Raw genomic sequence first — 23,875 nt, 5'->3', positions numbered from 1 at the left:
CCGGAGTTCGGTTCGTTTAACTTTGAGCCTTCCGGCGCGCATCCACCACTATAACGGCCGGCAGCTGATGAGCCCAACCAACGGCTTTACGGAAAGCCCACCAGTCTGCTACTCGGCTATGAGGGCATGGAATCGAGGAAGACGTAGAGCGCAGCAATCCTCCCATCGCGAACGATGATCACATCCAAGCCCGTATAGTCGGGTGCCTCGCCCCGCGGGCCGGAGCTCCAGGCAAGGCGACCGGCATTGTGGAGCGCCTGCGGTTCGCCATGCGGGGTATAGACGAAATGCGGATGCGTCGCGCGAAGATCTCCGGCGAACTTGTCGAGCGCGTCGCGCCCGACGAAGGTGCCCGGCGGCACGTAGAGCACGCAGTCTTCGGTATAGAGCGCTTCGATGGCTGCGCGACGACGCGTTGCATCGCCTTCGCCGAAGACTTCCTGAAGGTTGCGGTCAAGCAGTTCATGGATACGGTCATTCATCATCTTTCTCCTGGGTGAATTGCGTGGATAGCTAAAGAGAGAGGTCGCATCGCATCATTGAGCGAGCGCCAGGGTCTTTGCAATGGCGGTGACGACCGCGGGGCGTGCAGAAATTTCGTCATACCAACGCGCGACGAACAGAAACCTGTCGAGGGCCGCGCCGATCGCCTGATGGCGCCACACCCATCCGAAGTGCGCGATGTCCGCAATGCTGTACGCATCGCCCGCGACGTATGGATAACGCTCAAGACTGTGATTGAGCACGCCCAGCGTCCGGTCCACCTCCGCCAGCGCGCGCGCTTTCGCCTCGGGCTGTGGCGACGACTGGATCGCAACCAGGAAGGCCTGCAGGAACGCCGGGCCCAGGCCGGAGGCGTGGAAGAAGAGCTGCTCGAAGACCTTGCCGCGCTGCGAACCGTCCTTCGGCAGCAGTTGTCCGGTCTTCTCCGCAAGGTGGATCAGGATTGCGGCGGACTCGCTCAGCACCACCTCGCCATCTGCGGGGACGGAGCGGTCGACGAGCACCGGGACTTTTGCGTTGGGGTTCATCGCCTTGAAGGCGTCGGTCTTCTGCTCGCCCTGGCGCAGGTTGACGGGTACGAGCCGATAGTCGAGGCCCATCTCCTCCAGCGCGATGGGGACCTTGACGCTGTTGGGCGTGGCGAATGCGAAAACTTCAAGCATGGGTGTGTCCTTTTTTCTTGAGTCAGGCGCGGCGGCCGTCAAGGCTGATGCGGCCGCCACCGAAAGCGACCACGTGCAGCAGGCCGCCCGCCATCGCGACGTTCTTGAAGGCCAGGCGGCTCAAGGACGTCTCGTTAGATCTGGGCTTGTCCGCCGTCGACGAAGAGTTCGGTGCCGGCGATGAAGCTCGCATCGGGGGAGGCGAGGAACACGGCGGCGCCCGCGACGTCGTCGGGATCGCCGACGCGCCCGAGCGGGACGGTCGAGGCCATGTAGTCGAGCAGGTCTTGCTGCTGCGCGGCGTCGGGGCCGGCCAGATCGACCAGGCCGGGCGTCTTGATCGGGCCCGGGCTGATGACGTTCACGCGGATGCCGCGAGGCTTCAGGTCGAGCGTCCAGCTCCGGGCAAAGTTGCGTACCGCAGCCTTCGAGGCGCTATAGACGCTGAACGCTGGTGTGCCTTTGATGCTGACGTTGGAAGCAGTAAGGATCACTGAGCCACCGTCGACCAGCAGCGGCAGTGCCTTTTGCACCGTGAAGAGCACGCCCTTTACGTTGCGACCGAACGTGTCGTCATATTGCTCTTCAGTGATTGATCCCAAAGGCTGCATGGAGCCACCGCCGGCATTGACGAACAGCACATCGATACGACCTGCCTCTCTCTTCACGCGCTCGTAGAGGCGGTCGAGATCGCTGAGGTTGGCGGAATCCGCCTGGATGCCCGTGGCCTTGGGTCCGATTGCCGCAACGGCGGCGTCGAGCTCGGCCTGACGGCGGCCGGTCACAAAGACCCGCGCGCCCTCGGCTGCAAAGCGCCTGGCGGTGGCGAGGCCGATGCCGGTGGTGCCGCCGGTGACGACGGTAATCTTTCCTTCGAGTTTGCGTTCCATGATGAATCTCCTGTGAGGTGAGACAAATCTATGGCGCCGTGCTATTTTTCGAAATAGAAATGAATGCAAACCATCATTGCAGGATTGTCGATGTCGAGACTGCCGGATTTTGAAGGGCTCGCGATGTTCGCGAAGGTCGCCGAGGAGGGCTCATTCGCTGCTGCGGCGACGGCGATGGGCGTTTCGGTCGCCACGGTTTCGCGGGCTGTTACCCGCCTTGAAGAGCGGCTCGGGGGACGTCTGTTCAACCGCACCTCCCGACGGCTTGCGCTCACGGATTACGGCCATACGCTCGCCGAGCGCGCGGCGAAGCTCTACGCCGATGCTGAAGAAGCCGAGGACTTCGCGCGCGAGACCTCAAGCCGGCCGCGTGGCCTCGTCAAGCTTGCCGCGCCGCTCTCATTCGGCGCTCGCTGGGTTGCCCCGCTGCTGCCCGAGTTCTTCCAGACCTATCCGGAGATCTCCGTCGATCTGCATCTCACGGATGCCCAGGCCGACCTGATTGGCGACGGCTTCGATGCTGCCCTGCGCATCGCCATCCTGGAGGACTCGTCGCTCGTCGCACGTCTTATTGCGCCCGTGCGCCGGTTTGTCGTGGCATCGCCCGCCTATCTGTCCCGCTATGGCCGTCCGCAGCATCCGCAAGAGCTCGGCGCTCACCAATGCCTGACCTACGCCAACAGAAGCCAGCGCGACGTCTGGCGCTTTTCTCACAAGAGCGGCGAAGAATGCGCGGTCACGCCAACCGGGGCGTTACGAGGAACGAGTGTGGAAGCGTTGCTGCCCACGGTTCTCGCGGGGCTTGCGATCACCGAGCTTCCTGAATTCGTAGCGACGCAGTACTTCCCGGGCAAGCAGCTTGAACCGATTTTGACTGACTGGCGCTTGCCCGAAGGTGGCCTTTATTTCGTCACACCCTCTGCCCGCGCACGACCAGCAAAGGTCAGCGCTCTGGCCGACTTCTTCATCGCCAGGCTGACCACGGCAGAATGGAGCGCAGAGACCCTTATGGGGCGGAAGCCGACCGTCCGCTTCCAATCCTGAGTGGCGGTCCGAAATAGCTCAGAGGTCAGTATGCATCTGCATTGACGCGCTGCAGCAGGATATCCGTAGCGGGTCATGCCAGGAGAGTTCCAAGTTGAGTGAGCACAGTTCAACGTTGGGTGAATTTCGACAGCGAAGACGGTGCATCGGCCATGAGCGGCGCTCAGAACACTCGACGAAACGATCATATTTGATCAAATTTCCCAAAAGGAGATTTCCGTGCGATGATTTGATCAAATCTCATGATGCAAAACGTCCAGCTTTCCCCGACAGACGGCTTATCGCGCGGCAGCGCTGCGCGCCGTCTTCATCAACCGACTGGAGTCAACCTTGCAAAGCGATCTACGCGACGACCTACGTGAATTCCTGGAGCATCACCGGATCCACGAAGTGGAATGCGTGATACCGGACATGACTGGCGTCGCGCGCGGCAAGATCGTGCCGAAGAATCTGTTTCTGTCGGAAGGCAAGATGCACATGTCGAACGCGCTGCTGATGATTACCGTCAACGGCGAGTTCGCGGATTTCGACCGTTTCGTCGGGCCGAGCGATCCCGACATGGTCTGCATTCCCGACCCGAACACCGTTCGGCTCGTGCCGTGGGCCATCGAACAGGTTGCGGTGGTCATCCACGATTGCGTCGGTCTCGACGGCAAGCCGATCGGGATCTCGCCGCGCGCGGTGTTGCGGCGCGTGTTGGCGCTGTATGAAGAAAAGGACTGGCGCCCGGTGGTCGCGCCGGAGATGGAGTTCTACCTGATCGCGCAGAACAAGAATCCGCATGAACCGCTGCGCCCGCCGCTCGGCCGCGCGGGTCGTCACGAAGCCGGCCGCCAGTCGTTTTCGATCGACGCCGTCAACGAATTCGATCCGTTCTTCCAGGACCTGTCGCGCTTCTGCGAGCTGACGCATCTCGGTGTCGAGACCTTGGTGCACGAAGTCGGCGCCGGGCAGATGGAGATCAACTTTTCTCACGGCGACGCGCTCGATCTCGCCGACCGCGTGTTCCTGTTCAAACGCGCGGTGCGCGAAACCGCCTTCCGTCACGGTATTTTCGCGACCTTCATGGCGAAACCGATGGAGCACGAACCGGGCAGCGCGATGCACATTCACCAGAGCATCGTCGACAGCCGGACCGGCAAGAACATCTTTTCGCTGCCTGACGGAACGGCCAGCCCGCTGTTTTTCAATTACATCGGCGGCTTGCAGAAGTACATGCCGAAGGCGATGCCGATGTTCGCGCCCTACGTGAACTCATACCGCCGCCTGTCGCGCTTCACGGCCGCGCCGATCAACGTGCGCTGGGGCTACGACAACCGCACCTGCGGCATTCGCGTGCCGAACTCGGGACCGGACGGCCGGCGGCTGGAAAACCGCGTCCCCGGCGTCGACGTGAATCCGTACCTCGCGATGGCGGCCACCCTCGCCTGCGGCTACCTCGGCATGGTCGAACGGCAGGAGGCGTCGGCACCGATGGTCGAAAGCGCTTACGACCTCGAATACGAATTGCCGCGCGGTCTCGAGGATGCGCTCAAGGCGTTGTCCACCTGCACCGAACTCGCGGATGTGCTGGGCGAAAACTTCGTGCAGGCCTATTGCTCGGTGAAGGAAAAGGAGTTCGAGACCTTCTCGCAGGGCATTACCGCGTGGGAACGCGAGCATCTGCAACTGCTCGTCTGAGCGCGGGCGCGAGCGTGAGCGTTTTATGAAACCATCATCGGAAGAGACTCGATTGAATACCCGTCAAGGCGTCAACTGGGAGCGAGCGCAAGCAATGCTCGAACGCGAACGCAGCGCGTTTGCCAAGGCCATGCCGAAGTCGCGCGCGCTGTCGGAACGCGCGGCGCGGCACCTGCTGTTCGGCGTGCCGCTGCACTGGATGAACGACTGGTCGACCCCTTTCTCGCTGTATGTCGACCAGGCGCGCGGCGCAACGTTTACGGACGTGGACGGCCATCGCTACGCGGACTTCTGCCTCGGCGACACCGGCGCGATGTTCGGCCACTCACCCGTGCCGGTGGCGCGCGCGCTGGCCGCGCAGGCTGAACGCGGTTTAACCACCATGCTGCCGGGCGAAGACGCCGCGTGGGTCGGCGAAGAACTCGCGCGCCGCTTCGGCCTGCCCTACTGGCAGTTCGCGATGACCGCCAGCGACGCCAATCGCTTCGCGCTGCGCTGGGCGCGGGCGGCGACCGGCCGCAAACAGATTGTGGTGTTCAACGGCTGCTATCACGGCACGGTGGACGACGTATTCGTCGACCTGGTCGACGGAAAACCGATGCAGCGCGACAGCCTGATCGGCCAGGTGCACGATCTGCTCGACTACACGCGCGTGATCGAATTCAACGACCTCGCCGCTTTGGAAAGTGCGCTGAAGGACGGCGACGTCGCCTGCGTGCTGGCCGAACCCGCGATGACCAACATCGGCATGGTGTTGCCGGAAGCGGACTACTGGCGCGAGGCGCAGGCGCTGATGCGCCGCTACGGCACGCTACTCGCGATCGACGAAACCCACACCATCAGCTGCGGCCCGGGCGGCTATTCGATCGCGCACGGCATCGAGCCCGACCTGTTCATTCTCGGCAAGCCGGTCGGCGGCGGCGTGCCTTGCGCGGTGTACGGCTTTAGCGCCGGGTTGGCGAACCGCGCGCAGCAGGCCAAGCGCGGCGCGCCGCCGGGCCACTCCGGCATCGGCACGACGCTGACCGCGAACGCGCTGGCGATGAGCGCGATTCGCGCAACGCTTGCCGAGGTGATGACCGACGCCGCCTACGAGCACATGTTCGCGCTCGCCGAGCGCATCGAGACCGGCCTCAAAAGCGTGATCGCGCGTCACGGCGTGGCGTGGTGCGTGACGCGCGCCGGCGCCCGCACCGAATTCCAGTTCTCCGCGACACCGCCGCGCAACGGCACTGAAGCCGGCCGGCAACTCGACCCTGAACTCGAGCATATCGTGCACCTGTACCTGCTCAATCGCGGCGTGCTGATCACACCGTTTCACAACATGATCCTGGTGTGCCCCGACACATCGGCGGCCGACGTCGAGCGGCTGATCGCCGCGTTCGACGCTTGCCTCACCGAGCTGACCTGAACCTGTGATCGCGCGCGAGCGGCGCTAAACTGACGGCCTTTTGCGGCCATGCATCGAGTTTTATGAAAACATCGCGCCATCACACGTTGCAGGACGAGACGTACGAAACGCTGCGGCAATGGCTGACGATCGGCCGCTTCGTGCCGGGCGAGCGCATCAAGATCCGTCACGTCGCGGCGGAACTCGGCGTGGGCGAGATGCCGGTGCGCTCCGCTTTGCAGCGCCTCGCGGCCGAATCGGCGCTGGTGAACGTGCCCAATTGCGGCGTGACGGTGCCGCGTCTGTCCAGGGAGCAATTCGACGACGTGTTGCGCGTGCGGCTGATTCTCGAAGGCCAGGCCGCCGAACTGGGCGTCCCGCACCTCACTGAGCACGATCTGGATACGCTGGAAAAACTCAACGCGGAGATGGCGCGAGCGTTGCGGGCGGCCGACGCCAAGGGTTACCTCGACGCCAACGAAGCGTTCCACCTGATTCTGTACCGCGCGAGCGGCTCACCGCTCTTGCTGGAATTGATCGAAACGGTATGGCTCCAGGTGGGGCCGATTTCCAACCTGCTATTTGGCGACGCGCGGTTTGCCGGCACGCTCAACGACGCGCACGACGAGTTGCTGGATGCAGCGAAGGCACGTAACGCGGCGGGGGTACGACGCGCGATCGAGCGCGATCTGAGTCATGCGGCGACATGTTTGCGCGCGCAGTGTCTCTGATCCGAAATCGTATGAACGATGGCTGCATTTTGTATATTTCCGCTGTGCAACAGTGCGTGATATTGTTGATGTAAGCAGGGGCCGGCGGTGCGCCGGCCTGACCTGAACGCAATTTACAGCCGCGAGCGTCGCCATGAGTGATGTACGCCACCATTTAAGTCCACGGGACCGTTTGGAGCTGTTGTGCTGGCTCACATGCGGGAGCTTGGGTGCTTACTACCTGAATGAGGACTGGCCTGACGCGGCGTTTCATGTGCAGGCCGCGCATAAATGGCTGGACCGCCGGATGCGGGAGGCGGACTGGCTGAGCGTGGCCAAGTTGTCGGCGCTGGCGCTGGAGATAGCGCGCCGGCATGCGCGGTTTGTCGATACCGAATGGGCGCGGGATGCTGTTGAGGAAATCCTTGATACGGATGAGTTGGATCCGCAAGCGCGGTTAGTGAGGCAGGTTTTTGCCGATTGCCAGAATGCGCTTGCTGATAAGCGTACCGCGGATTGATTTTTTGTTTTTTTGCCTGCGCGGCGCTTATGTCTGTGTTCCTACGGCGTTGGCCTTTCCTTGTTTTCTTATTGGTTTATTAGCGTTCCCCCTGTGCGGGGGGCACCTACTTTTCTTTGCCTGCCGCAAAGAAAAGTAGGCAAAAGAAAGCGGCTCAAACCGCTAATTTTTAAGCGGGTCCCCTGGCTCGGAGGAGGCAGTGGAGCATCTGGAATCGGTGTTCTCGCACATTCAGCCCTGGTGACAAGGCAGTCATATTTCCGGCGGCGCTGCGCGCGCCGTCGCGGTACTTCATAAAACCATCCTCGCCTTTTTGCGTCCACACTCCACCCAGCACGGTGGCCCACACTACTCGCCGTGCAGGCGCCTCCCCGACGCGATGCCAATGGCCCCGTAGAGCAAAAACCCCTACTTTGGTTTCCCTGACAGCGCCGTCCGCGACGCACGCAGTGCGGAAGCGGAGTGCGGAAGCGGAGTGCGGAGTGCGGAGTGCGGAGTGCGGAGTGCGGAGTGCGGAGTGCGGGCAATGATGCCGAAAGCGCACATCTACCATCGGTGTTGAGAAGCGCCGCCGGAAGGATGACGGCCTTGTCACCAGCGCGGAGTGTGCGGGAACACCGATTCCAGATGCTCCACTGCCTCCTCCAAGCCAGGGGACCCGCTTAAGAACTAGCGGTTTGAGCCGCTTTCTTTTGCCTACTTTTCTTTGCGGCAGGCAAAGAAAAGTAGGTGCTCCCCCGCACAGGGGGAACGCTAATAAACCAATATCAAATCAAGGAAAAGCCAACGCCGTAGGCAAACAAAAAAACCATCGCAATACACGACATTCAAACGTCAATAGAGCAAACTGCCAACGCCCCCCCACCGGACGGTGAAAAATGCAACCTCCCAGCTACAGGCACGGAGTGCCCATGAAACCGCGTCCCCCGAATTTTCCAGGCGATCAATCGCATGCCGAATGGCGGGATCACACCTTGCCGTATGCGATCGTCGCCGCGCTCGTTGTGCTGATGGTCACGCTGGTCGTCTGGCTGATCGATCCGGCGCCGCCAAAAACGATCACGATGAGCGCGGGCCCGCACGACAGTTCATTCCTGGTCGCCGCCGAACAATACAAAAAAATTCTTGCCCGCAACGGCATCACGCTGAAGGTGCTGGAATCCGACGGCTCGGTGCAAAACCTGCATCGACTGCTAGACCCCAAACAGCATGTCGATCTCGCTCTCGTACAAGGCGGGGTGGCGGATGGCATGGATACTTCATCGCTGATGTCGCTCGGCAGCGTTTTCTATATACCGGTAGTGGTGTTCTATCGCGGCACGGGCGTGACCCAGCTTTCAAAACTGGAAGGCAAAAGGATTGCGATCGGCCGCGAAGGCAGCGGCACTCGCCTATTGGCGCTCAAGCTGCTGGAGGCAAACGGTATCGAGCCTGGCGGCGCCACCGTGCTGGTGCCGAGCGACGGATTGCAGGCCGCCACGCAACTGGTTGCAGGCGATGTCGACGCCGCGATCCTGAACGGCGACTCGGCGACCCGTGGCCTGATGCTCAGACTCCTGAAGGTGCCCGGCGTCTCCGTGATGAACTTCGACGAAGCGAGCGCGTATGCGCGTCTCTTCCCGTATCTCGATCAGATCGACCTGCCGCCCGGCGTGCTGGATCTCAAGCACAGGATCCCACCCGAAACCGTCCACCTGGTCAGCCCGACCGTTGAGATCGTCGCCCGCACCAATCTGCACCCGGCCATCTCCGACCTCGTGATTGAAGCCGCGCAGGAGGTTCACGGCATGCCCGGCCTCTTGCAGCATGCGGGCGAATTCCCCAATCCGGTCGCCCGTGAATATCAGATCAGCGAAGACGCGCAGCGCTACTACAAGACCGGCAAAAGTTTTCTGTATCGCAACCTGCCGTTCTGGCTGGCCAGCATCGGCGACCGCACACTCGTTCTGCTGCTGCCGATGGCCGTGCTGTTATTCCCGGCGATGCGGTTGATACCGGCGCTTTACCGATGGCGCGTGCGCTCGCGCATCTATCGATATTACGGTTCGCTGATCGCGATCGAACGCGGCGCGCTCGCCGACTCGAGCGATGAAGAACGCAAAGCGCTCTTCCACGAACTCGATCATATCGAGGACTCGCTGAACCAGTTGCGCATGCCGCTTGCATATGCCGATGCTTTTTACGTCCTGCGCGAGCATGTCGGCTTCGTGCGCGCCCGGCTCGGGGCGGCGTCGAGGCAAGGCAGCCACCCCTAGGCGGGGTTCCGGCTGTCAGGCCTCTGTGTCGATTGGTGAGCTTGTCGGCGAGTCTACCTGCGGCGTGACCGTCGGGTTGGCCTGCGAGTTGGCCGTCGGGTTGGCGGCTTTAGGCGCGGCTTTGGCTGCCCGATGCGCCTGCAGCCGTTGCGCGCCGGCGGCTTCCTGCGCCGTCACCTGTCCTGCTTCGCTGCCGGTCAGATCGACGCGTGCGGCGCCTTCGACGAGGCATTTCCAGTAGCGGCTGCCGCGACACCACGTCTTGATCGCGTCGCGCAACTCGGCTTCGCTTAACGACAATTCGTTCGCGTGAACGACGAGATCCTCGAAGATGCCGACCTTCAGCGGGAGCTTGGGCGCAGGATTCTTCGGAAACACATTGGGGAAGCGCTTCTGCAGTTTCCCGATCGTCTTCACCACCGGGTCCACAGGCTTCGCGTCCGGCGCGGCTGCGGGCGCGGCCCGGCGCGGCTGCGATGGCTTGCGAGCGGGCCTCGCGTCCGGCTTGGCAGCGGGCTTGACACCACCGGCCTTGGCCGCAGGCCTGGCACCTGGTTTGGCGGCAGGCGCGGCTTCTGCTCGTGCTGCAGCAAGTTGCTTTTTCAGTTCAGCGAGTTGTTCGAAACCCATGGCACACAGTCGATCGAGAAAGAAGAGATTGTAGCAGTGTGGTGGGGTTGCTTTTTGTCGTGTTGTTGGTTGTACGGCTGCGGTGTTGGTCTTTGCCTGGTTTTTTGCCTGCGCGGCGCTTGCGGTCTGTGTGCCTACGGCGGTGGCCTTTCCTTGATTTGATATTGGTTTATTAGCGTTCCCCCTGTGCGGGGGAGCACCTACTTTTCTTTGCCTGCCGCAAAGAAAAGTAGGCAAAAGAAAGCGGCTCAAACCGCTAGCTTTGAAGCGGGTCCCCTGGCTTGGAGGAGGCAGTGGAGCATCTGGAATCGGTGCTCTCGCGCATTCAGCGCTGGTGACAAGGCAGTCATCCTTTCGGCGGCGCTTCGCGCGCCGTAGCGGTACTTCACAAAACCGCCCGCCAGTTTCAGCGCTGGCGTTTCGCCCGGCATAGTGGCTCGCGCTCCCAAACTTCAGTGCTTCGCCGAGCCGAAGCCGATGGTCCCGACCGCGTGCAAACGAAGCCGCGGGTTTCCCTTGCAGACCCTTCCGGCGAGCACGCAGTGCGAGGCGGGAAGAATGACTGCTTTGTCACAAGCGTGGAGTGCGCGAGAGCACCGATTCCAGATGCTCCACTACCTCCTCCAAGCCAGGGGACCCGCTTCAAAGCTAGCGGTTTGAGCCGCTTTCTTTTGCCTACTTTTCTTTGCGGCAGGCAAAGAAAAGTAGGTGCTCCCCCGCACAGGGGGAACGCTAATAAACCAATATCAATTCAAGGAAAGGCAACGCCATAAGCACACACCCATAGCGCCGCGCAGGCAAAAAAACATCAACTTTTCACTGCCACCGCAGCGTCAACCCCACACGCCGTAAGGCCAAAAACAGAAACACACAACCCACTCCCCCCAACATTATTCCGCAATGCCAGCGAAAGCTGATGCCTCTTCGCGATCCGCGCCACAATAGCCAATCCCAACCCGCTCCCCTCGCCCTGCGCCTCCTCCCCACGATAAAACCGATCGAAAACACGTTCGAGCTCAAGCTCAGGGATACCAGAGCCACTATCCACCACCTCAAGCCCCACGCGGTCTCCAGACCGCGTCAAAACCACATCGACCTTGCCGCCCCGCGGCGTATGCCGAATCGCGTTGTTGATCAGATTGCCCAACAACACACTCATCCCGTGCGGCTCGGCCAGCACCGTATACGCGTCGCCTCGCGTGCGCGCCTGCTCGCATTCGAGCCCGAGATCGATCTCCTTGGTTTCGGCAAGCAGGGAAAAATCCCCAACCGCCTGCTCGCCGATCCGGCGCAAACTCACCGGCACCATCGACGTCACCGGATGCGCATCCTCGCGCGCCAGCGTCAACAACTGCTGCACCAGATGGATGATCCGGTTGACCCGCCCCTCGACACGCTCCAGCGCCTGCCCCTCGCCCTTTAACGTGCCATCGCGCGAGGCGGCCTGCAGCTGCAGCTTCAGCGCGGCCAGCGGTGAACGCAACTCGTGCGCGGCATCGGCGATAAAGGTGCGCTGCGCCTGCGATGCCGTACTCAAACGCTGCAGCAAATCATTGAGCGCCTCGACCAGCGGCCGGATTTCGACCGGCACGGTGCCGTCCAGATGCAACGGTTCCAGCGAATCGATCGAGCGGGTCGACAGCGCGCGAGACAGCCCGCCAATCGGTGCGAGCCCGCGCGCGACCACCAGCAGCACCAGCACGATCGTCACCGGCACCAGCAAGGCAAGCGGCCACAGCGTATGCAGTGCAAGCGTGAGTGCGAGATCTTCGCGTACGGACACCGGTTGCGCGACCTGGATATAGCGGTCCGGTTGCTGCAGCCCGAACGCGCGCCAGTGATACTCGCCGCGCTCGACGGTACTGAAGCCTTCCTGCAGGCGCGAAAATACCGGCGCCTGCATCGAGTGATAGATGAGGTTGCCGGCACGGTCCCAGATTTCGATCACGACGCGGTCATCGGCGAGATCGCCGAAATCGGGGCTGCGATGCTCGCCATCCGCGGTGCTCCGAAGGTTCGACGGCAACGACAACGCCACCGTGCGCAGTTCGTAGTCGAACAGTTCGCTCGCTTCTTCCCGCGCAGTGTGAAAGATGCCGTAGCCGGCCACGCCCGAGGCTGCTGCCATGCCGAAAATCAGCCAGCCCAGCAGCCAGCGGCGAATCGACGTCATCCGCACCTCTTCAGGCGATAGCCGACGCCGCGCACGGTCACGACCTGGTCCGCGCCGATCTTGCGCCGCAAGCTGTGCACATGCACCTCGATCGTGTTGCTGCCCACTTCCTCACCCCAGCCGTACAGTTTCTCTTCCAGTTCGGCCTTGGTGAAAACGCGCGTCGGCTCCTCGATCAGCGCCTGCAGCAACGCGAACTCGCGCGGCACGAGCGGCAACGGCTCGCCGTCCTTGGTCACCTCGTGCGCGGCGGGGTCGAGTGTGAGCTCGCCATGCGCATACACAGGCTGCTTCTGGCCGGTGCGCCGCCGCAACAACGCGCGCACGCGCGCGGCGAGTTCGTCCAGATCGAATGGCTTGATCAGGTAATCATCGGCACCCGCGTCGAGGCCGCGAATCCGTTCGTCCACCGCGTCGCGCGCGGTCAGGATAATCACCGGCGCGGCGCCGCCGGCCTTGCGATATGCATTCAACACCTCGATGCCGTCTTTCTTCGGCAAGCCGAGATCGAGCAGCACGAGGTCGTACACGCCGTTGCCGAGCGACAATTCCGCGGCGCGGCCGTCTTCGGCCCAGTCGATCGCATAGCCCGCGCGGCGCATGGCGCCCAATACGGTCTCCGCAATCATGTCGTCGTCTTCGACTAATAACAGACGCATGGCCTCTCCTCTCTCCTGTTTGCCCGAATTGTCGCGGCATTGTCCCGTTTGTCAGCTTAACGCTTCCTTATGCCACGCTTATGTTTTCCTTATGGGACGCTTATGCAATGCTTAGGGGACGCTTATGGGAGGCTTAAGCGCTGGTTAAGCGTCACTTAAGCTCATTCTCAGCAGAATCGGCACCTGTTTAGCTGCGTCTGCTCGCGGATGCACTCACTTCGTTTCGTTCAGGAGCCGGACCTTGCCCGTTTTCTACGCCGCTGCAGCGGCCACCTCAGCGACACGGCTGCGCGCGTTTGTGCCGCTCTGCGCGATGCTGCTGGCCGGTTGCACGTGGTACCACCGCGAGCCGCTCGCGCCACAGGATACGTCGACTTCCGCCCATTCGCTCGAACGCATCCGCATCGATCCGTCGACGATGCCGCTGCCCGAACTGGCCGCACATCGTTTCGATCCGTCCGACGGACTCGATATCGAGGAAGTCGCGATGCTCGCCGTCGCCAACAATCCCGATCTCAAGCTCGCCCGCGACGATCTCGGCATTGCCCGCGCACAGGCTTATTCAGCCGGCCTGCTGCCCGACCCGCAACTGAGCGTGTCGAGCGATTATCCGGGCGCGCAAGGCACCACGCGCGCCTTCAATTATGGCTTGAGCATCGACGTGATGGCGGTCGTCCTGCGCAGCGCCAACAAACAATCCGCCGACGCGACCGTGGCGAAGACCGATCTGGGCCTGCTCTGGCAGGAATGGCAGATCGTCGCCCAGGCGCGGCAATTGTTCATCAAAACGCGCTTCCAGCGGGACACGCTGCCGCTGCTGCAACAGCAGCGCGACCTCGCGCGCACGCGCTACGAGCGGATGGCCGAAGCCCGCCGCGACGGCAATCTGACCGACGACACGCTGAGCGCCGCGCTCACTTCGTATAGCGACGCGCGCAAGCAATACACCGACGCCGAGCGTGCCGCCGAACAGACGCACCACGATCTGAACGCGCTGCTCGGTCTCTCGCCCGAGGTTCAATTGCAGCTCACCGGCGGCGAGGACACAGCGCCGCTACCCGACACCACGCTCGACTCGGCCTTGGCCAATCTGGCGCAACGCCGCCCGGACCTGATCGCGCTGCAAGCCGGCTATGAAGCGCAGGAGCAGAAATACCGCGCGGCGATTCTCAGCCAGTTTCCGAGCCTGTCGGTGGGTTTCGTGCGTGCGCGTGACACGTCGAATATCTACACCAGTGGCTTCACGATCAATCTGAGCCTGCCGATCTTCAACCGCAATCAAGGCAACGTGGCGATCGAAAAAGCGACCCGCCAGCGCCTGCGCGACGAATATCAATCGCGCCTGAACACGGCCTATGCGGATGTCGCCCATCTGCGCGCGGACAACGTCATTCTCACGCGGCAGTTGCAGCAGACCGAAGCGGCGCTGCCGGACGTCGACCTCGCCGCGCAACACGCGGCCCAGGCCTTCGCCGAACACAATCTCGCGCTCGGCGCTTACACCGACGCGCAGAGCGCATCGCTCACCAAACGTATCGACGTCGCCACGCTGCGCGAATCGCTCGCCGAACAACGTGTCGGTTTGCAGGCACTGTTAGGCAGTGCGATTCCCGACGCCTATTCCTTCGCCCCCTCCGCTCGAACAATCACCGAAACTCATGCGAAATAGCCTATTTTCGGCGCGGCGGCCGCGCATCGCTGCCTATGCGATCGCCGTCACCTGCGCCGCCCTGATGAGCGCCGCCCTCGGCAGCTGGAGCCTCGCCACGTATGCGGCCGATGCGGCCGCAGCCGACGATGCCGCTGACAAAGGCGTCGTGGCCGTACAGACGGTACGCGTGCAGCGCGCCACCATCGCGCAGCCGGTGCGTGCGTATGGCATCGTCGCGGCGTCCGCGTCGAATCTGACCACCGTCAATTTGCCGTACGTCGCGCGCATCGTGCAAATGCGCGTGCAGGCCGGGCAAAGCGTGACGCGCGGCACGCCGCTGTTCGTCGTGCAAGCCGATCCCGCCGCGGTGCTCACGGCCACCCAGGCGAAGAGCGCCGTGACGCTGGCACAAGGCGAATTGGCCCGAACGCAATCGCTGTACGACAAGAGGCTCGCCACGCAATCGCAACTCGCCGCCGCCAGAAAGGCTGCCGAGGATGCGCAGCAGGCGCTCGTGGCACAAAACCAGACCGGCGTCGCGAGCGGCAGCAAAGTCATCGTCGCACCGCTCGATGGCGTGGTGTTGCAGGTGTCGGCGGCTCAGGGCGACCAGGTGCAGCCCGGCGCCGCGATCCTGCAACTGGCCGGCGGCAGCGGCAAGGATGCTCGCGCGAACGTGGTGCTCGGCGTCGAGCCGTCGGATGCGAGCGCGATCCACGCCGGCGACACTGTCACGCTGCACGGTCTGTCCACCTCGCTCGCGAAAACCGCCGCGGACGGCCACGTAGTGCTGGTCGGCGCGTCGGTCGATCAGCAGAGCCAGCTCGTCAACGTCGGCGCGAACGTGCCGCTCGGGCAGACCGCGTTCATTCCGGGCACGCGCGTCGCCGCCGATATCGCGACCCGCAGCGGCACCCATTGGGTCGTGCCGCGCTCCGCCGTGCTGAAAGACGGCAAAGGCGCCTACGTGTTCCAGATCACGCCGCAGAACAAGGCGCGCCGCGTGGCGGTGCTCACGCAGGTCGAAAACGGCGACAGCTACGGTGTGGACGGTGCGATCGACGGCGCGCAGGCGCTCGTCGTCAGCGGCAACTATGAGTTGAAGGATGGCATGGCGGTGCAAACCGGCGGAGGCGCGCCGCGATGAATTTCGGTCAATGGATGCAGAAGCACCGGCGCTCGCTGCTGTTCGTGATCGCCTTGCTGGCGATCGCGGGCGCGCTGACCGCGTTCCGTCTGCCGATCTCGCTGTTCCCGAACGTCGCGTTTCCGCGCGCGGTGGTCTCGCTCGACGCGGGCGACCGCCCTGCCGAACAGATGGCCACGCTCGTCACCATGCCGGTCGAGGAAGCGCTGCGCCGCGTGCCGAATGTACGCGACGTCGAATCGAAAACGAGCCGCGGCTCGGCGGAAATCTCGCTCAATTTCGACTGGGGCACCGACATGGCGCAGGCCACGTTGCAGGCGCAGTCGGCCATTAGCGAGATTCTCGCGACGCTGCCGCAAGGCACCTCGATGCAGGTGCGGCGCATGGACCCGACGGTGTTCCCGGTACTCGCGTACAGCCTGACGTCGAAGCAGCAATCGCTGTCGGCGCTGCACGATCTGGCGCAGTTCCAGATGCGGCCGTTGTTGTCGTCGGTGGAAGGCGTGGCGCGCGTCGACGTGATGGGCGGTGCGCAGGACGAGTTCGAAGTCGCGATCGATCCGGCGCGGCTCGCCGCGTACAAGATCTCGCTTTCGGATGTCTCGAAGGCGATCGGCGCGAGCAACGTGCTGATGGCGACCGGCCGCATCGAGGATCACTACAAGCTGTACCTCGTGATCGCCAACACCACCATCACGCAACTGGATGAACTCAGGAACGTGGTGGTGTCGGCCAACGGCGCGACACAAATTCGCCTCGGCGACATCGCGACGGTTCGTCAGGGCGTGGTGCCGCAATGGATGCGCGTCACCGCCGACGGCCAGGACGCCGTGCTGATCAACGTCTTTCAGCAGCCCGGCGCGAATAGCGTGGCGATGGCCAGGGCGATTACCGCGAAGCTCGCCGCCTTCCAGCATCAGATGCCGGCCGGCGTGCATCTTTCGAACTGGTACGACCAGAGCGAACTCGTCATCGCCTCGGCCACCAGCGTGCGCGACGCCATCATGATCGGCGTGGTGCTGGCCGCGTTCACGCTGTTCGCCTTCCTGCGCAACTGGAAAATCACCGCGATCGCCGTCGCGCTGGTGCCGGTGGTGATGGCCGCGACGATCCTGTTGCTCGACGTGTTCGGCATGGGCTTTAACATCATGACGCTCGGCGGGATGGCCGCCGCGGTCGGCCTCGTGATCGACGATGCGATCGTGATGATCGAGCATATCGTGCGGCGCATGCGCGAAGGCGGCGCGCACAAGTTCCACGGCCGTGTGATGGCCGCGGCGCTCGAATTCACCCGGCCGCTCGCCGGTTCGTCGGCAGCGACGCTGATCATCTTTGTGCCGCTCGCGTTCCTGTCCGGCGTGACGGGCGCGTTCTTCAAGGCGCTCTCCGTGACGATGGCGAGCGCGCTGTTCATTTCGTTTCTCGTCACCTGGCTCGCGGTGCCGATTCTGTGCGACCGCTGGCTGAAGGCGAAGGACGCCGAGGAGCACAAGGAAACCCGCTTTGCTTCCTGGATGAACAGGCGCTACGCGTTTTTGATCGAGCACGTCACCGCGCGGCCAATCCTCGTGCTGCTTGGCCTCCTGCCGCTGATCGTGGTCGCGGCGTTCGCCTTCACGCGGGTGGGCAGCGGCTTCATGCCGAGCATGGACGAAGGCGGTTTCGTGCTCGACTATCACACCGAACCCGGCACGTCGATCACCGAAACCGACCGGCTGATGAAACAGGTCGAGAGCATCATTCGCGCGAATCCGAATGTCTTGACCTACTCGCGCCGCACCGGTGCGGGTCTCGGCGGCGACCTGAACGAACCCAACAGAGGCGACTTCTTCGTGCGGCTCAAGTCGAGCAATCGCGAGCCGATCGAAACGGTGATGGAGGAGATCCGTTCGAAGGTCGAGACGCAGGTGCCCGGCGTGAATCTGGAACTCGCGCAACTGATGGAGGACCTGATCGGCGATCTGACCGCGGTGCCGCAACCGGTGCAGATCAAGATCTATTCCGACGAGCAGACCACGCTCGACACCACCGCGCGCAAGGTGGCCGCGCAGATCGGCAAGATTCAGGGCGTGGTGGACGTGAACGACGGCATCAACCCGGCGGGCGATGCGCTCGAACTGCATATCCGGCCAGAAGCAGCTGCCGCTGAGGGGATGGATACGCAGTCGATTGCGCAAGCGGTGTCGGACATGGTGGAAGGCAACGTCGCGACGCAGTTCCAGACCGGGCCGAAGACGGTGGGTGTGCGCGTGCGCGTGGCCGGCGCCTTGAAGCTGACCGATACGCAACTGGGCCAGTTGCAGATTCGCGCGCCGGACGGTCATCTGTTCGCGCTCAACCGCGTGGCCGCTCAGGTGACCGTGACCGGACAGCCGGAAATCAGCCGCGACAATCTCAAGCGCATGGTGGCTGTTACCGCGCGGATCGACGGCCGGGATCTCGGCTCGACGATCGCCGACGTGCAGAAAACGCTTAGCGACAAGAATCTGTTGCCGGACGGCGTTTACTACGAGTTGGGCGGTTTGTATCAGCAACAGCAGATTGCGTTCAAGGGTTTATTGATCGTGTTCGGCGCGGCCATTGCGTTGGTGTTCGGTTTGCTGCTGTTTCTCTACGAGCGATTTCGCGTCTCGATGGCGGTGATGGCGATGCCTTTGCTGGCTGCGGGGGCTGTGTTCATTGGCCTGTGGCTCACCGGTATTGAGTTGAACATCTCCGCGATGATGGGGATGACGATGATTATCGGTATTGTGACGGAGGTGGCGATTTTTTATGTTTCGGAGTTGCAGGGACTCGTGCGGGATGACGGCATGGCGTTTGAGGCGGCTTTGATCGCCGCGGGGCGTAATCGTCTGCGGCCAATCACGATGACGACCATTGCTGCCATTCTGGCACTGCTGCCGCTTGCGTTTGCTCTTGGGCAAGGGTCGGCTATGCAGCAGCCGCTCGCTATTGCGATTATTTCTGGGTTGATTGTGCAGTTGCCATTGGTGTTGTTGTTGTTGCCAGTGCTGTTGAAACTGTTGATGAAGAAACAGGCTATTTGATTTTGGGGGTCTTTTTTGCCGTCCCGGCCGGTTTTTTTGCCTTTCGTGGCGGCATTCTTCTGTGTGCCTGCGGTGTTGGCCTTTCCTTGCTTTCTTATTGGTTTATTAGCGTTCCCCCTGTGCGGGGGAGCACCTACTTTTCTTTGCCGCCGCAAAGAAAAGTAGGCAAAAGAAAGCGGCTTTACACCGCCAGCGCTTAAGCGGGTCCCCTGGCTTGGAGGAGATAGTGGAGCATCTGGAATCGGTGTTCTCGCACACTCCGCGCTGGTGACAAGGCAGTCATTCTTCCCGCCTCGCACTGCGTGCTCGCCGGAAGGGTCTGCAAGGGAAACCAGTGACTTCGCTTTGGTTTTATGGGGGCCATCGGCTACGCCTCGGCGAGGCGCCGAAATGGCTCGCAATTTTGGACTACCGCATGGCGCTGAAAATGGCTACGGTCATATGAAACACCGGCGTAGCCAGAACCAGCTAGCGGTTTTGGAAGTACCCGAGCTCCCACGCCGAACGAAACACAGGTGCGAAAACCAGCAGGTGGTTTGATAAAGTACCGCTACGGCGCGCGCAGCGCCGCCGGAAATATGACTGCCTTGTCACAAGCGCTGAATGTGCGAGGGCACCGATTCCAGATGCTCCACTACCTCCTCCAAGCCAGGGGACCCGCTTAAGAACTAGCGGTTTGAGCCGCTTTCTTTTGCCTACTTTTCTTTGCGGCGGCAAAGAAAAGTAGGTGCTCCCCCGCACAGGGGGAACGCTAATAAACCAATATCAATTCAAGGAAAGGCAACGCCGTAGGCACACAGCCAAAAAGCGCCGAGCAGGCAAACAGCACGGGGGGAACCCATAAACCAATATCAAATCAAGGAAAGGCCAACGCCGCAGGCACACAGAAAAATGCCGCCGCCAAAGGCAAAAAAAACCCAACCCTTACCCCCCATCAGACGTCTCCATCACCCGCAACGCGCTACTCCGCGCCGCAGGCACAGCCCCCCCTCCTACAGGCACACGCGCCCCGCGCCAAATCACATGTGACCCAAACGCCCCAGCCAGCCATTGCGCAGCAAGCAACGAATCCCGCAATGGCACAATCAGCAAATCGCGCCAAAACGTGCGCTCATGCCGCGCGCTCCGCAGATGCAACAACATGCGCGCAGCAAAACCAGCCGCGGTGAAGACGGCGCTCGCAAGCGCCGTCCACACATGCACGCCGTCGTACGGACCTGCCGCCAGGCTGCCGGTAAGCCAGGCGCCGGCAACAATCCACGGCGACGGAAAAGTAATAAACAGAAACGCGAAACCCAGCGGGTTCACAGAGCGTATCGTGCGCAGCCAACGCGTTTCGCGCTGCCACAATGAGCCAAAGGTCGGCTCGATCACATCGGTCGCCACCATCACGCGCGACAGAACCGTACTCAGCCCCAGCGCGCGCACATGTTCGGCGAGCCAGTAGTCGTCGGCGAGACAATTTTTCAGCGCGTCAAATCCGCCGATCTGCTCGAGCGTCTCGCGACGCAATGCCAGCGTCGCCCCAAAACCGAAACGGCGCGACCCGGCCGCGTGCGCAACCCGCACCGACGGCGCGAACCACTCGTTGATGAAAAGCGCGCCGACGCGCGGCCAGAATCCGCCGACGCCTTGCGCCACGTAAAGGCAAGTGACCACGCCCACGCGAGGATCGGCCAGCGGCGCGGCCACGGTGTCGAGGTAATCGGCTTCGACGGCGATGTCGCTATCGGCAATGACAATCACGTCATGGCGCGCCCGCTCAGCCATGTTGATCAGATTGCTGACCTTGAGATTGCTGCCGTGCACGCGTGAATCCACCGCGAGCTCGATGTCGTGCATCGGATAGGCAGCCTGCAAACGCCGCACCACCGCGATCGCAGGATCGTCGGGCGATGACACGCCGAGCACCAGTTGAAAGTGCCCGTGACGCTGGTCGCAGAAAGTCCTGAGGTTCTCGTAGAGACGCGGCTCCGCGCCACAGAGCGGCTTGAGCACGCTGACGCCGACATTCGTGAAGGGATCGGCCGGGTATCTGCCCGCACCGCCCCGGCGCGCCGCGAAGAACGGCATGGCCACCGCCGCCAGCATCGCATACAGCGAAGCCGCGCCACATCCGACGAGCAACAACCATTGGCATGCTGTCAATGTGTGAGCCGTCATTGCCTGGTTCCGTCAGTGCCCGGCGAGCACGAACGGTCTGCCCGTAAAGCGCAGATGGAGAATGACGAGCCAGCGTCGCGGGCAACTCGCCGCCACCGAAACAGGCCGCAAGGTCCAGCCGTGAGAAGTCGCGTGCCGACTCTGAATCGCGAGATTGAACGAGACATGCGCGACATGCCGCATCGCGACTACGCCGCCAATGATCGAGCCGAGCGCGAACAACCGGAACGGTGTGGAACTGAAGGTTTGCTGGGAGACTGGCAAGACCAGCAACGCGAGCGATGCGAGGGCTTCAGTGCCCATGGCCGTGAGCGAAGCCGCCATCAGATGGGCTCGCAGCATGTCGACGGTGACTGGCTTCATGGCTTGGTCTCGTGACCTGACGATATGCACCGCATTATGGCGACAGGCGCCGGCCGTGCATTCCATCGATGTGCTTACGATTTCATTTCCAAAACCTAACAACGCGATATCGCTTTAGTGCGCTCATGTCGAGCCTCGCGACAGTGACCTGCTGAGGGGCGATAGTATCGATTCAAACTGAAGGAAACCTTAAGGAAGACGGCGGTATAAAGCGGGTGTCGGGCATCATGGTTACACTTCACCGTGCGGCTCGGCGGTTGCTTAAAAGCCGGCGCGGCAAGGCCGCGCCAAGGCCAAATCCCTGAACGGAATGAACTGACTCATGCGCTTACTCCTCGTAGAAGACGACGACCTGATCGGCTGCGGTATCGAAGCGGGACTGCGCCAAGCCGGTTTTACGGTCGACTGGGCGCGCGACGGCCACAAGGCCGATCTCGCGCTGACCACTACCGCCTATGCGCTCGTGATACTGGATCTCGGCTTGCCCAGGGTGTCGGGCGAGGAAATTCTGAGGCGCCTGCGCGACGCGGGCAAGGACGTGCCGGTGCTGGTGTTGACCGCGAAGGGCACGGTGGTCGATCGCGTCGGCGGCCTCGAAGCCGGTGCCGATGACTACCTCGGCAAGCCATTCGATCTGACCGAGCTGATCGCGCGTTGCCGGGCTTTGCTGCGCCGCGCGCAAGGGCGCAGCATCGAGGTGATCCGCTATCAGGAGCTGACCGTCAACCCGGCCGCGCAAACGGTCGAGATCGGCGACACGCGCGTGCCCCTCACCTCGCGTGAATGGGCGATCCTGATGCAGTTGCTGACCAATCAGGGTATTCCCCAGTCGCGTTCGCGCCTCGAAGAAAGCCTATATGGATGGCAGGAAGAAATTGAAAGCAATGCCATCGAAGTGCATGTGTCGAATCTACGCAAGAAGCTCGGCGCGAAATTGATCAGAACAGTCCGCAATATCGGCTACGTGGTGGAGAAAGCGTGATGTCGTCGATACGCCGTCGGCTGATGCTGCTGATTCTGGTCAGCATCGCGCTGATATGGGGCGTCGCGCTGGTATCGGCCTATCGTCAGGCCACGCGCGAAGTCGGCGAATGGGAAGACGCGCGCCTCGCCGAACTGGCGCAAATCCTCGCCCTGCTCGATCAGCGCAATCTGGTCACGCTCGCCAATGCGCGCATCGATGTGCGGGAGGAAGAAAAAGGCGGCAGCCCCGGCGCCAACAACGAAGACGACGACAGCTTGCCACGCGACGCGCTGTTTCAGGTGCGCGGCGCAAACGGCGATGTGCTGGCGGGCAGCCCGCAATTGCGTTCGTTGCAGGCGTGGGACCTGCCGGTGCCGGCGGTAAGCAGCGCGCAAAACATCACGCTGGGCGGCAAGGCGTGGCACTCATTCACCTTGCGCGACACCGCGCTCGGTCACACCGTGCGCGTGTTCGAACCGGCCAACACGCGCAGCGATCTGGTAAGCGGCGTCGCGAGCCGGATTGCCCGGCCCACGCTGCTTGCGCTGCCGGCGCTGGCGTTGCTGGTGTGGTTCGGCATCGGCTGGAGTCTGGCGCCGCTCAGGATTCTGTCGGGCGCGATCCGCGTGCGCGACATCAACCGGCTGGAGCCGGTCGACATCGGCCATGCGCCCACCGAGGTGCGGCCGCTTGTCGATGCGATCAATCTGGTGCTGTCGCGCTTGCGGCACTCGCTGGAACGCGAACGCGCGTTTACCGCGGACGCCGCCCACGAACTGAAATCGCCGCTCGCCGCGATCAAGGTGCAGGCGCAAGTCGCGCTGGCCGAGCCGGACGCCGCATTGCAGCGGCTGGCGATGGAGCGCGTGGTGCAAGGAGTCGACCGCAGCGCGCGGCTCGCCGAGCAATTACTGCTGCTTGCGCGGCTGGATGCACACGAGAAAATGTCGACCGCGCCGCTCAAGCCTGCCGCAATCGCCAAAGACGCGCTGCTCGCCAACGAGCGCAATGCGCAGCAAAAAAATATTCGCGTGACGCTGACCGGCGACCTGCACGCCGAGATCAATGCGGAGCCTGTGCTGATCGGCATCCTGCTCGACAATCTGCTCGATAACGCGATCAAATACGGGCGCGCCGGCGGCAGCGTGGAGGTCGCGGTGCAGCACGCGCTCGACCGCGTGCGGCTCACGGTGCGAGACGACGGCCCGGGAGTCGCGTCCGGCGAGCTCGCTCATCTGACGAATCGCTTCTTTCGCGCGACCGGCAATCAGGCGACGGGCAGCGGCCTCGGCCTGTCGATCGTCGCGCGGATCGCGGAGCATTTCGACGCGAGCCTGCACCTCGGCGCGGGTATCGGCGAGCGTGGGCTCGCCGTCGAGGTCTCATTTCCTGCTTACGCGGGAGCACGCTGAGGCGGCGTTGG

The 23,875-nt window shown here is 62.7% G+C and carries 19 protein-coding genes; 11 read left to right on the top strand and 8 right to left on the bottom strand.

What is annotated here, in order from left to right:
- Positions 1 to 116: 116 nt before the first annotated feature.
- The 3 genes from AC3WOG_RS09525 to AC3WOG_RS09515 all read right to left on the bottom strand — a co-directional run bounded on the left by AC3WOG_RS09525 (position 117) and on the right by AC3WOG_RS09515 (position 2,056).
- The gene (locus tag AC3WOG_RS09525; protein ID WP_492577749.1) at positions 117 to 482 is read right to left on the bottom strand and encodes a nuclear transport factor 2 family protein; all 366 of its coding nucleotides are present in this window, start codon (positions 480 to 482) and stop codon (positions 117 to 119) included.
- 54 nt (positions 483 to 536) lie between these two features.
- Complete coding sequence (locus AC3WOG_RS09520; RefSeq protein ID WP_492577748.1) at positions 537 to 1,166, bottom strand: glutathione S-transferase family protein; 630 nt, start codon at positions 1,164 to 1,166, stop codon at positions 537 to 539.
- Between the two features lie 134 nt (positions 1,167 to 1,300).
- Positions 1,301 to 2,056 carry an SDR family NAD(P)-dependent oxidoreductase gene (locus AC3WOG_RS09515; RefSeq protein ID WP_492577747.1) on the bottom strand — a complete coding sequence of 252 codons (756 nt, stop codon included), beginning with the start codon at positions 2,054 to 2,056 and terminating at the stop codon, positions 1,301 to 1,303.
- Between the two features lie 90 nt (positions 2,057 to 2,146).
- Between AC3WOG_RS09515 and AC3WOG_RS09510 the strand changes: the two genes are divergently transcribed.
- From AC3WOG_RS09510 to AC3WOG_RS09485, 6 genes are all read left to right on the top strand, one after another.
- On the top strand, positions 2,147 to 3,100 hold the full coding sequence (locus AC3WOG_RS09510) for a LysR family transcriptional regulator (protein WP_492579754.1): 954 nt from the start codon (positions 2,147 to 2,149) through the stop codon (positions 3,098 to 3,100).
- Between the two features lie 330 nt (positions 3,101 to 3,430).
- Positions 3,431 to 4,780, top strand: coding sequence for a glutamine synthetase family protein (locus AC3WOG_RS09505; RefSeq protein WP_492577746.1), 1,350 nt, complete (start codon positions 3,431 to 3,433; stop codon positions 4,778 to 4,780).
- A 52-nt stretch (positions 4,781 to 4,832) separates the two neighbouring features.
- Positions 4,833 to 6,191 carry an aspartate aminotransferase family protein gene (locus AC3WOG_RS09500; RefSeq protein ID WP_492577745.1) on the top strand — a complete coding sequence of 453 codons (1,359 nt, stop codon included), beginning with the start codon at positions 4,833 to 4,835 and terminating at the stop codon, positions 6,189 to 6,191.
- Between the two features lie 62 nt (positions 6,192 to 6,253).
- The gene (locus AC3WOG_RS09495; protein WP_492577744.1) at positions 6,254 to 6,901 is read left to right on the top strand and encodes a GntR family transcriptional regulator; all 648 of its coding nucleotides are present in this window, start codon (positions 6,254 to 6,256) and stop codon (positions 6,899 to 6,901) included.
- A gap of 133 nt (positions 6,902 to 7,034) precedes the next feature.
- Positions 7,035 to 7,400, top strand: coding sequence for a hypothetical protein (locus tag AC3WOG_RS09490; protein ID WP_341315595.1), 366 nt, complete (start codon positions 7,035 to 7,037; stop codon positions 7,398 to 7,400).
- Positions 7,401 to 8,311: 911 nt separating this feature from the next.
- Positions 8,312 to 9,655: a TAXI family TRAP transporter solute-binding subunit gene (locus tag AC3WOG_RS09485; protein WP_492577743.1), complete on the top strand. Its 1,344-nt coding sequence runs from the start codon at positions 8,312 to 8,314 to the stop codon at positions 9,653 to 9,655.
- Between the two features lie 15 nt (positions 9,656 to 9,670).
- Here AC3WOG_RS09485 and AC3WOG_RS09480 read toward each other — a convergent pair whose 3' ends face one another.
- The 3 genes from AC3WOG_RS09480 to AC3WOG_RS09470 form a co-directional block, all read right to left on the bottom strand.
- Positions 9,671 to 10,285, bottom strand: a complete 615-nt coding sequence (locus tag AC3WOG_RS09480) for a ProQ/FinO family protein (protein ID WP_492579753.1) — start codon at positions 10,283 to 10,285, stop codon at positions 9,671 to 9,673.
- Between the two features lie 808 nt (positions 10,286 to 11,093).
- A complete protein-coding gene (locus tag AC3WOG_RS09475) occupies positions 11,094 to 12,458 on the bottom strand; it encodes an ATP-binding protein (protein WP_492577742.1) in 1,365 nt (454 codons plus the stop codon).
- Positions 12,455 to 13,117 (bottom strand): response regulator, encoded by a 663-nt coding sequence (locus tag AC3WOG_RS09470; protein WP_341315591.1) that lies wholly within the window; start codon positions 13,115 to 13,117, stop codon positions 12,455 to 12,457. The genes AC3WOG_RS09475 and AC3WOG_RS09470 overlap by 4 nt, the downstream gene beginning before the upstream one ends.
- Positions 13,118 to 13,358: 241 nt before the next feature.
- On the opposite strand from AC3WOG_RS09470, the gene AC3WOG_RS09465 reads away from it, so the two are divergent.
- The 3 genes from AC3WOG_RS09465 to AC3WOG_RS09455 are packed head-to-tail and all read left to right on the top strand — an operon-like array spanning position 13,359 to position 18,962.
- A complete protein-coding gene (locus AC3WOG_RS09465) occupies positions 13,359 to 14,786 on the top strand; it encodes a TolC family protein (RefSeq protein WP_492577741.1) in 1,428 nt (475 codons plus the stop codon).
- Positions 14,776 to 15,915 carry an efflux RND transporter periplasmic adaptor subunit gene (locus AC3WOG_RS09460; RefSeq protein ID WP_492577740.1) on the top strand — a complete coding sequence of 380 codons (1,140 nt, stop codon included), beginning with the start codon at positions 14,776 to 14,778 and terminating at the stop codon, positions 15,913 to 15,915. The genes AC3WOG_RS09465 and AC3WOG_RS09460 overlap by 11 nt, the downstream gene beginning before the upstream one ends.
- On the top strand, positions 15,912 to 18,962 hold the full coding sequence (locus tag AC3WOG_RS09455) for an efflux RND transporter permease subunit (RefSeq protein ID WP_492577739.1): 3,051 nt from the start codon (positions 15,912 to 15,914) through the stop codon (positions 18,960 to 18,962). Before AC3WOG_RS09460 ends, AC3WOG_RS09455 begins: the two co-directional genes overlap by 4 nt.
- 924 nt (positions 18,963 to 19,886) lie before the next feature.
- On the opposite strand, the gene hpnI is transcribed toward AC3WOG_RS09455, so the two are convergent.
- Both hpnI and AC3WOG_RS09445 read right to left on the bottom strand, forming a co-directional pair.
- A complete protein-coding gene (gene hpnI, locus AC3WOG_RS09450) occupies positions 19,887 to 21,125 on the bottom strand; it encodes a bacteriohopanetetrol glucosamine biosynthesis glycosyltransferase HpnI (RefSeq protein ID WP_492577738.1) in 1,239 nt (412 codons plus the stop codon).
- 12 nt (positions 21,126 to 21,137) lie between these two features.
- Entirely contained in the window at positions 21,138 to 21,488 is a 351-nt protein-coding gene (locus AC3WOG_RS09445; protein ID WP_492577737.1) for a hypothetical protein, read from the bottom strand.
- Between the two features lie 322 nt (positions 21,489 to 21,810).
- Here AC3WOG_RS09445 and AC3WOG_RS09440 point away from each other — a divergent pair, with 322 nt between their 5' ends.
- Together AC3WOG_RS09440 and AC3WOG_RS09435 are read left to right on the top strand one after the other, a co-directional pair.
- The gene (locus AC3WOG_RS09440; protein ID WP_341315584.1) at positions 21,811 to 22,470 is read left to right on the top strand and encodes a response regulator; all 660 of its coding nucleotides are present in this window, start codon (positions 21,811 to 21,813) and stop codon (positions 22,468 to 22,470) included.
- Positions 22,470 to 23,864 (top strand): ATP-binding protein, encoded by a 1,395-nt coding sequence (locus AC3WOG_RS09435; RefSeq protein ID WP_492577736.1) that lies wholly within the window; start codon positions 22,470 to 22,472, stop codon positions 23,862 to 23,864. Before AC3WOG_RS09440 ends, AC3WOG_RS09435 begins: the two co-directional genes overlap by 1 nt.
- Positions 23,865 to 23,875 lie beyond the last annotated feature (11 nt).

The organism is Paraburkholderia sp. FW306-02-B, assembly GCF_058782725.1.
Note: the sequence above shows the minus strand (reverse complement) of the source record. Positions and strands in the feature narration are given on the sequence as shown.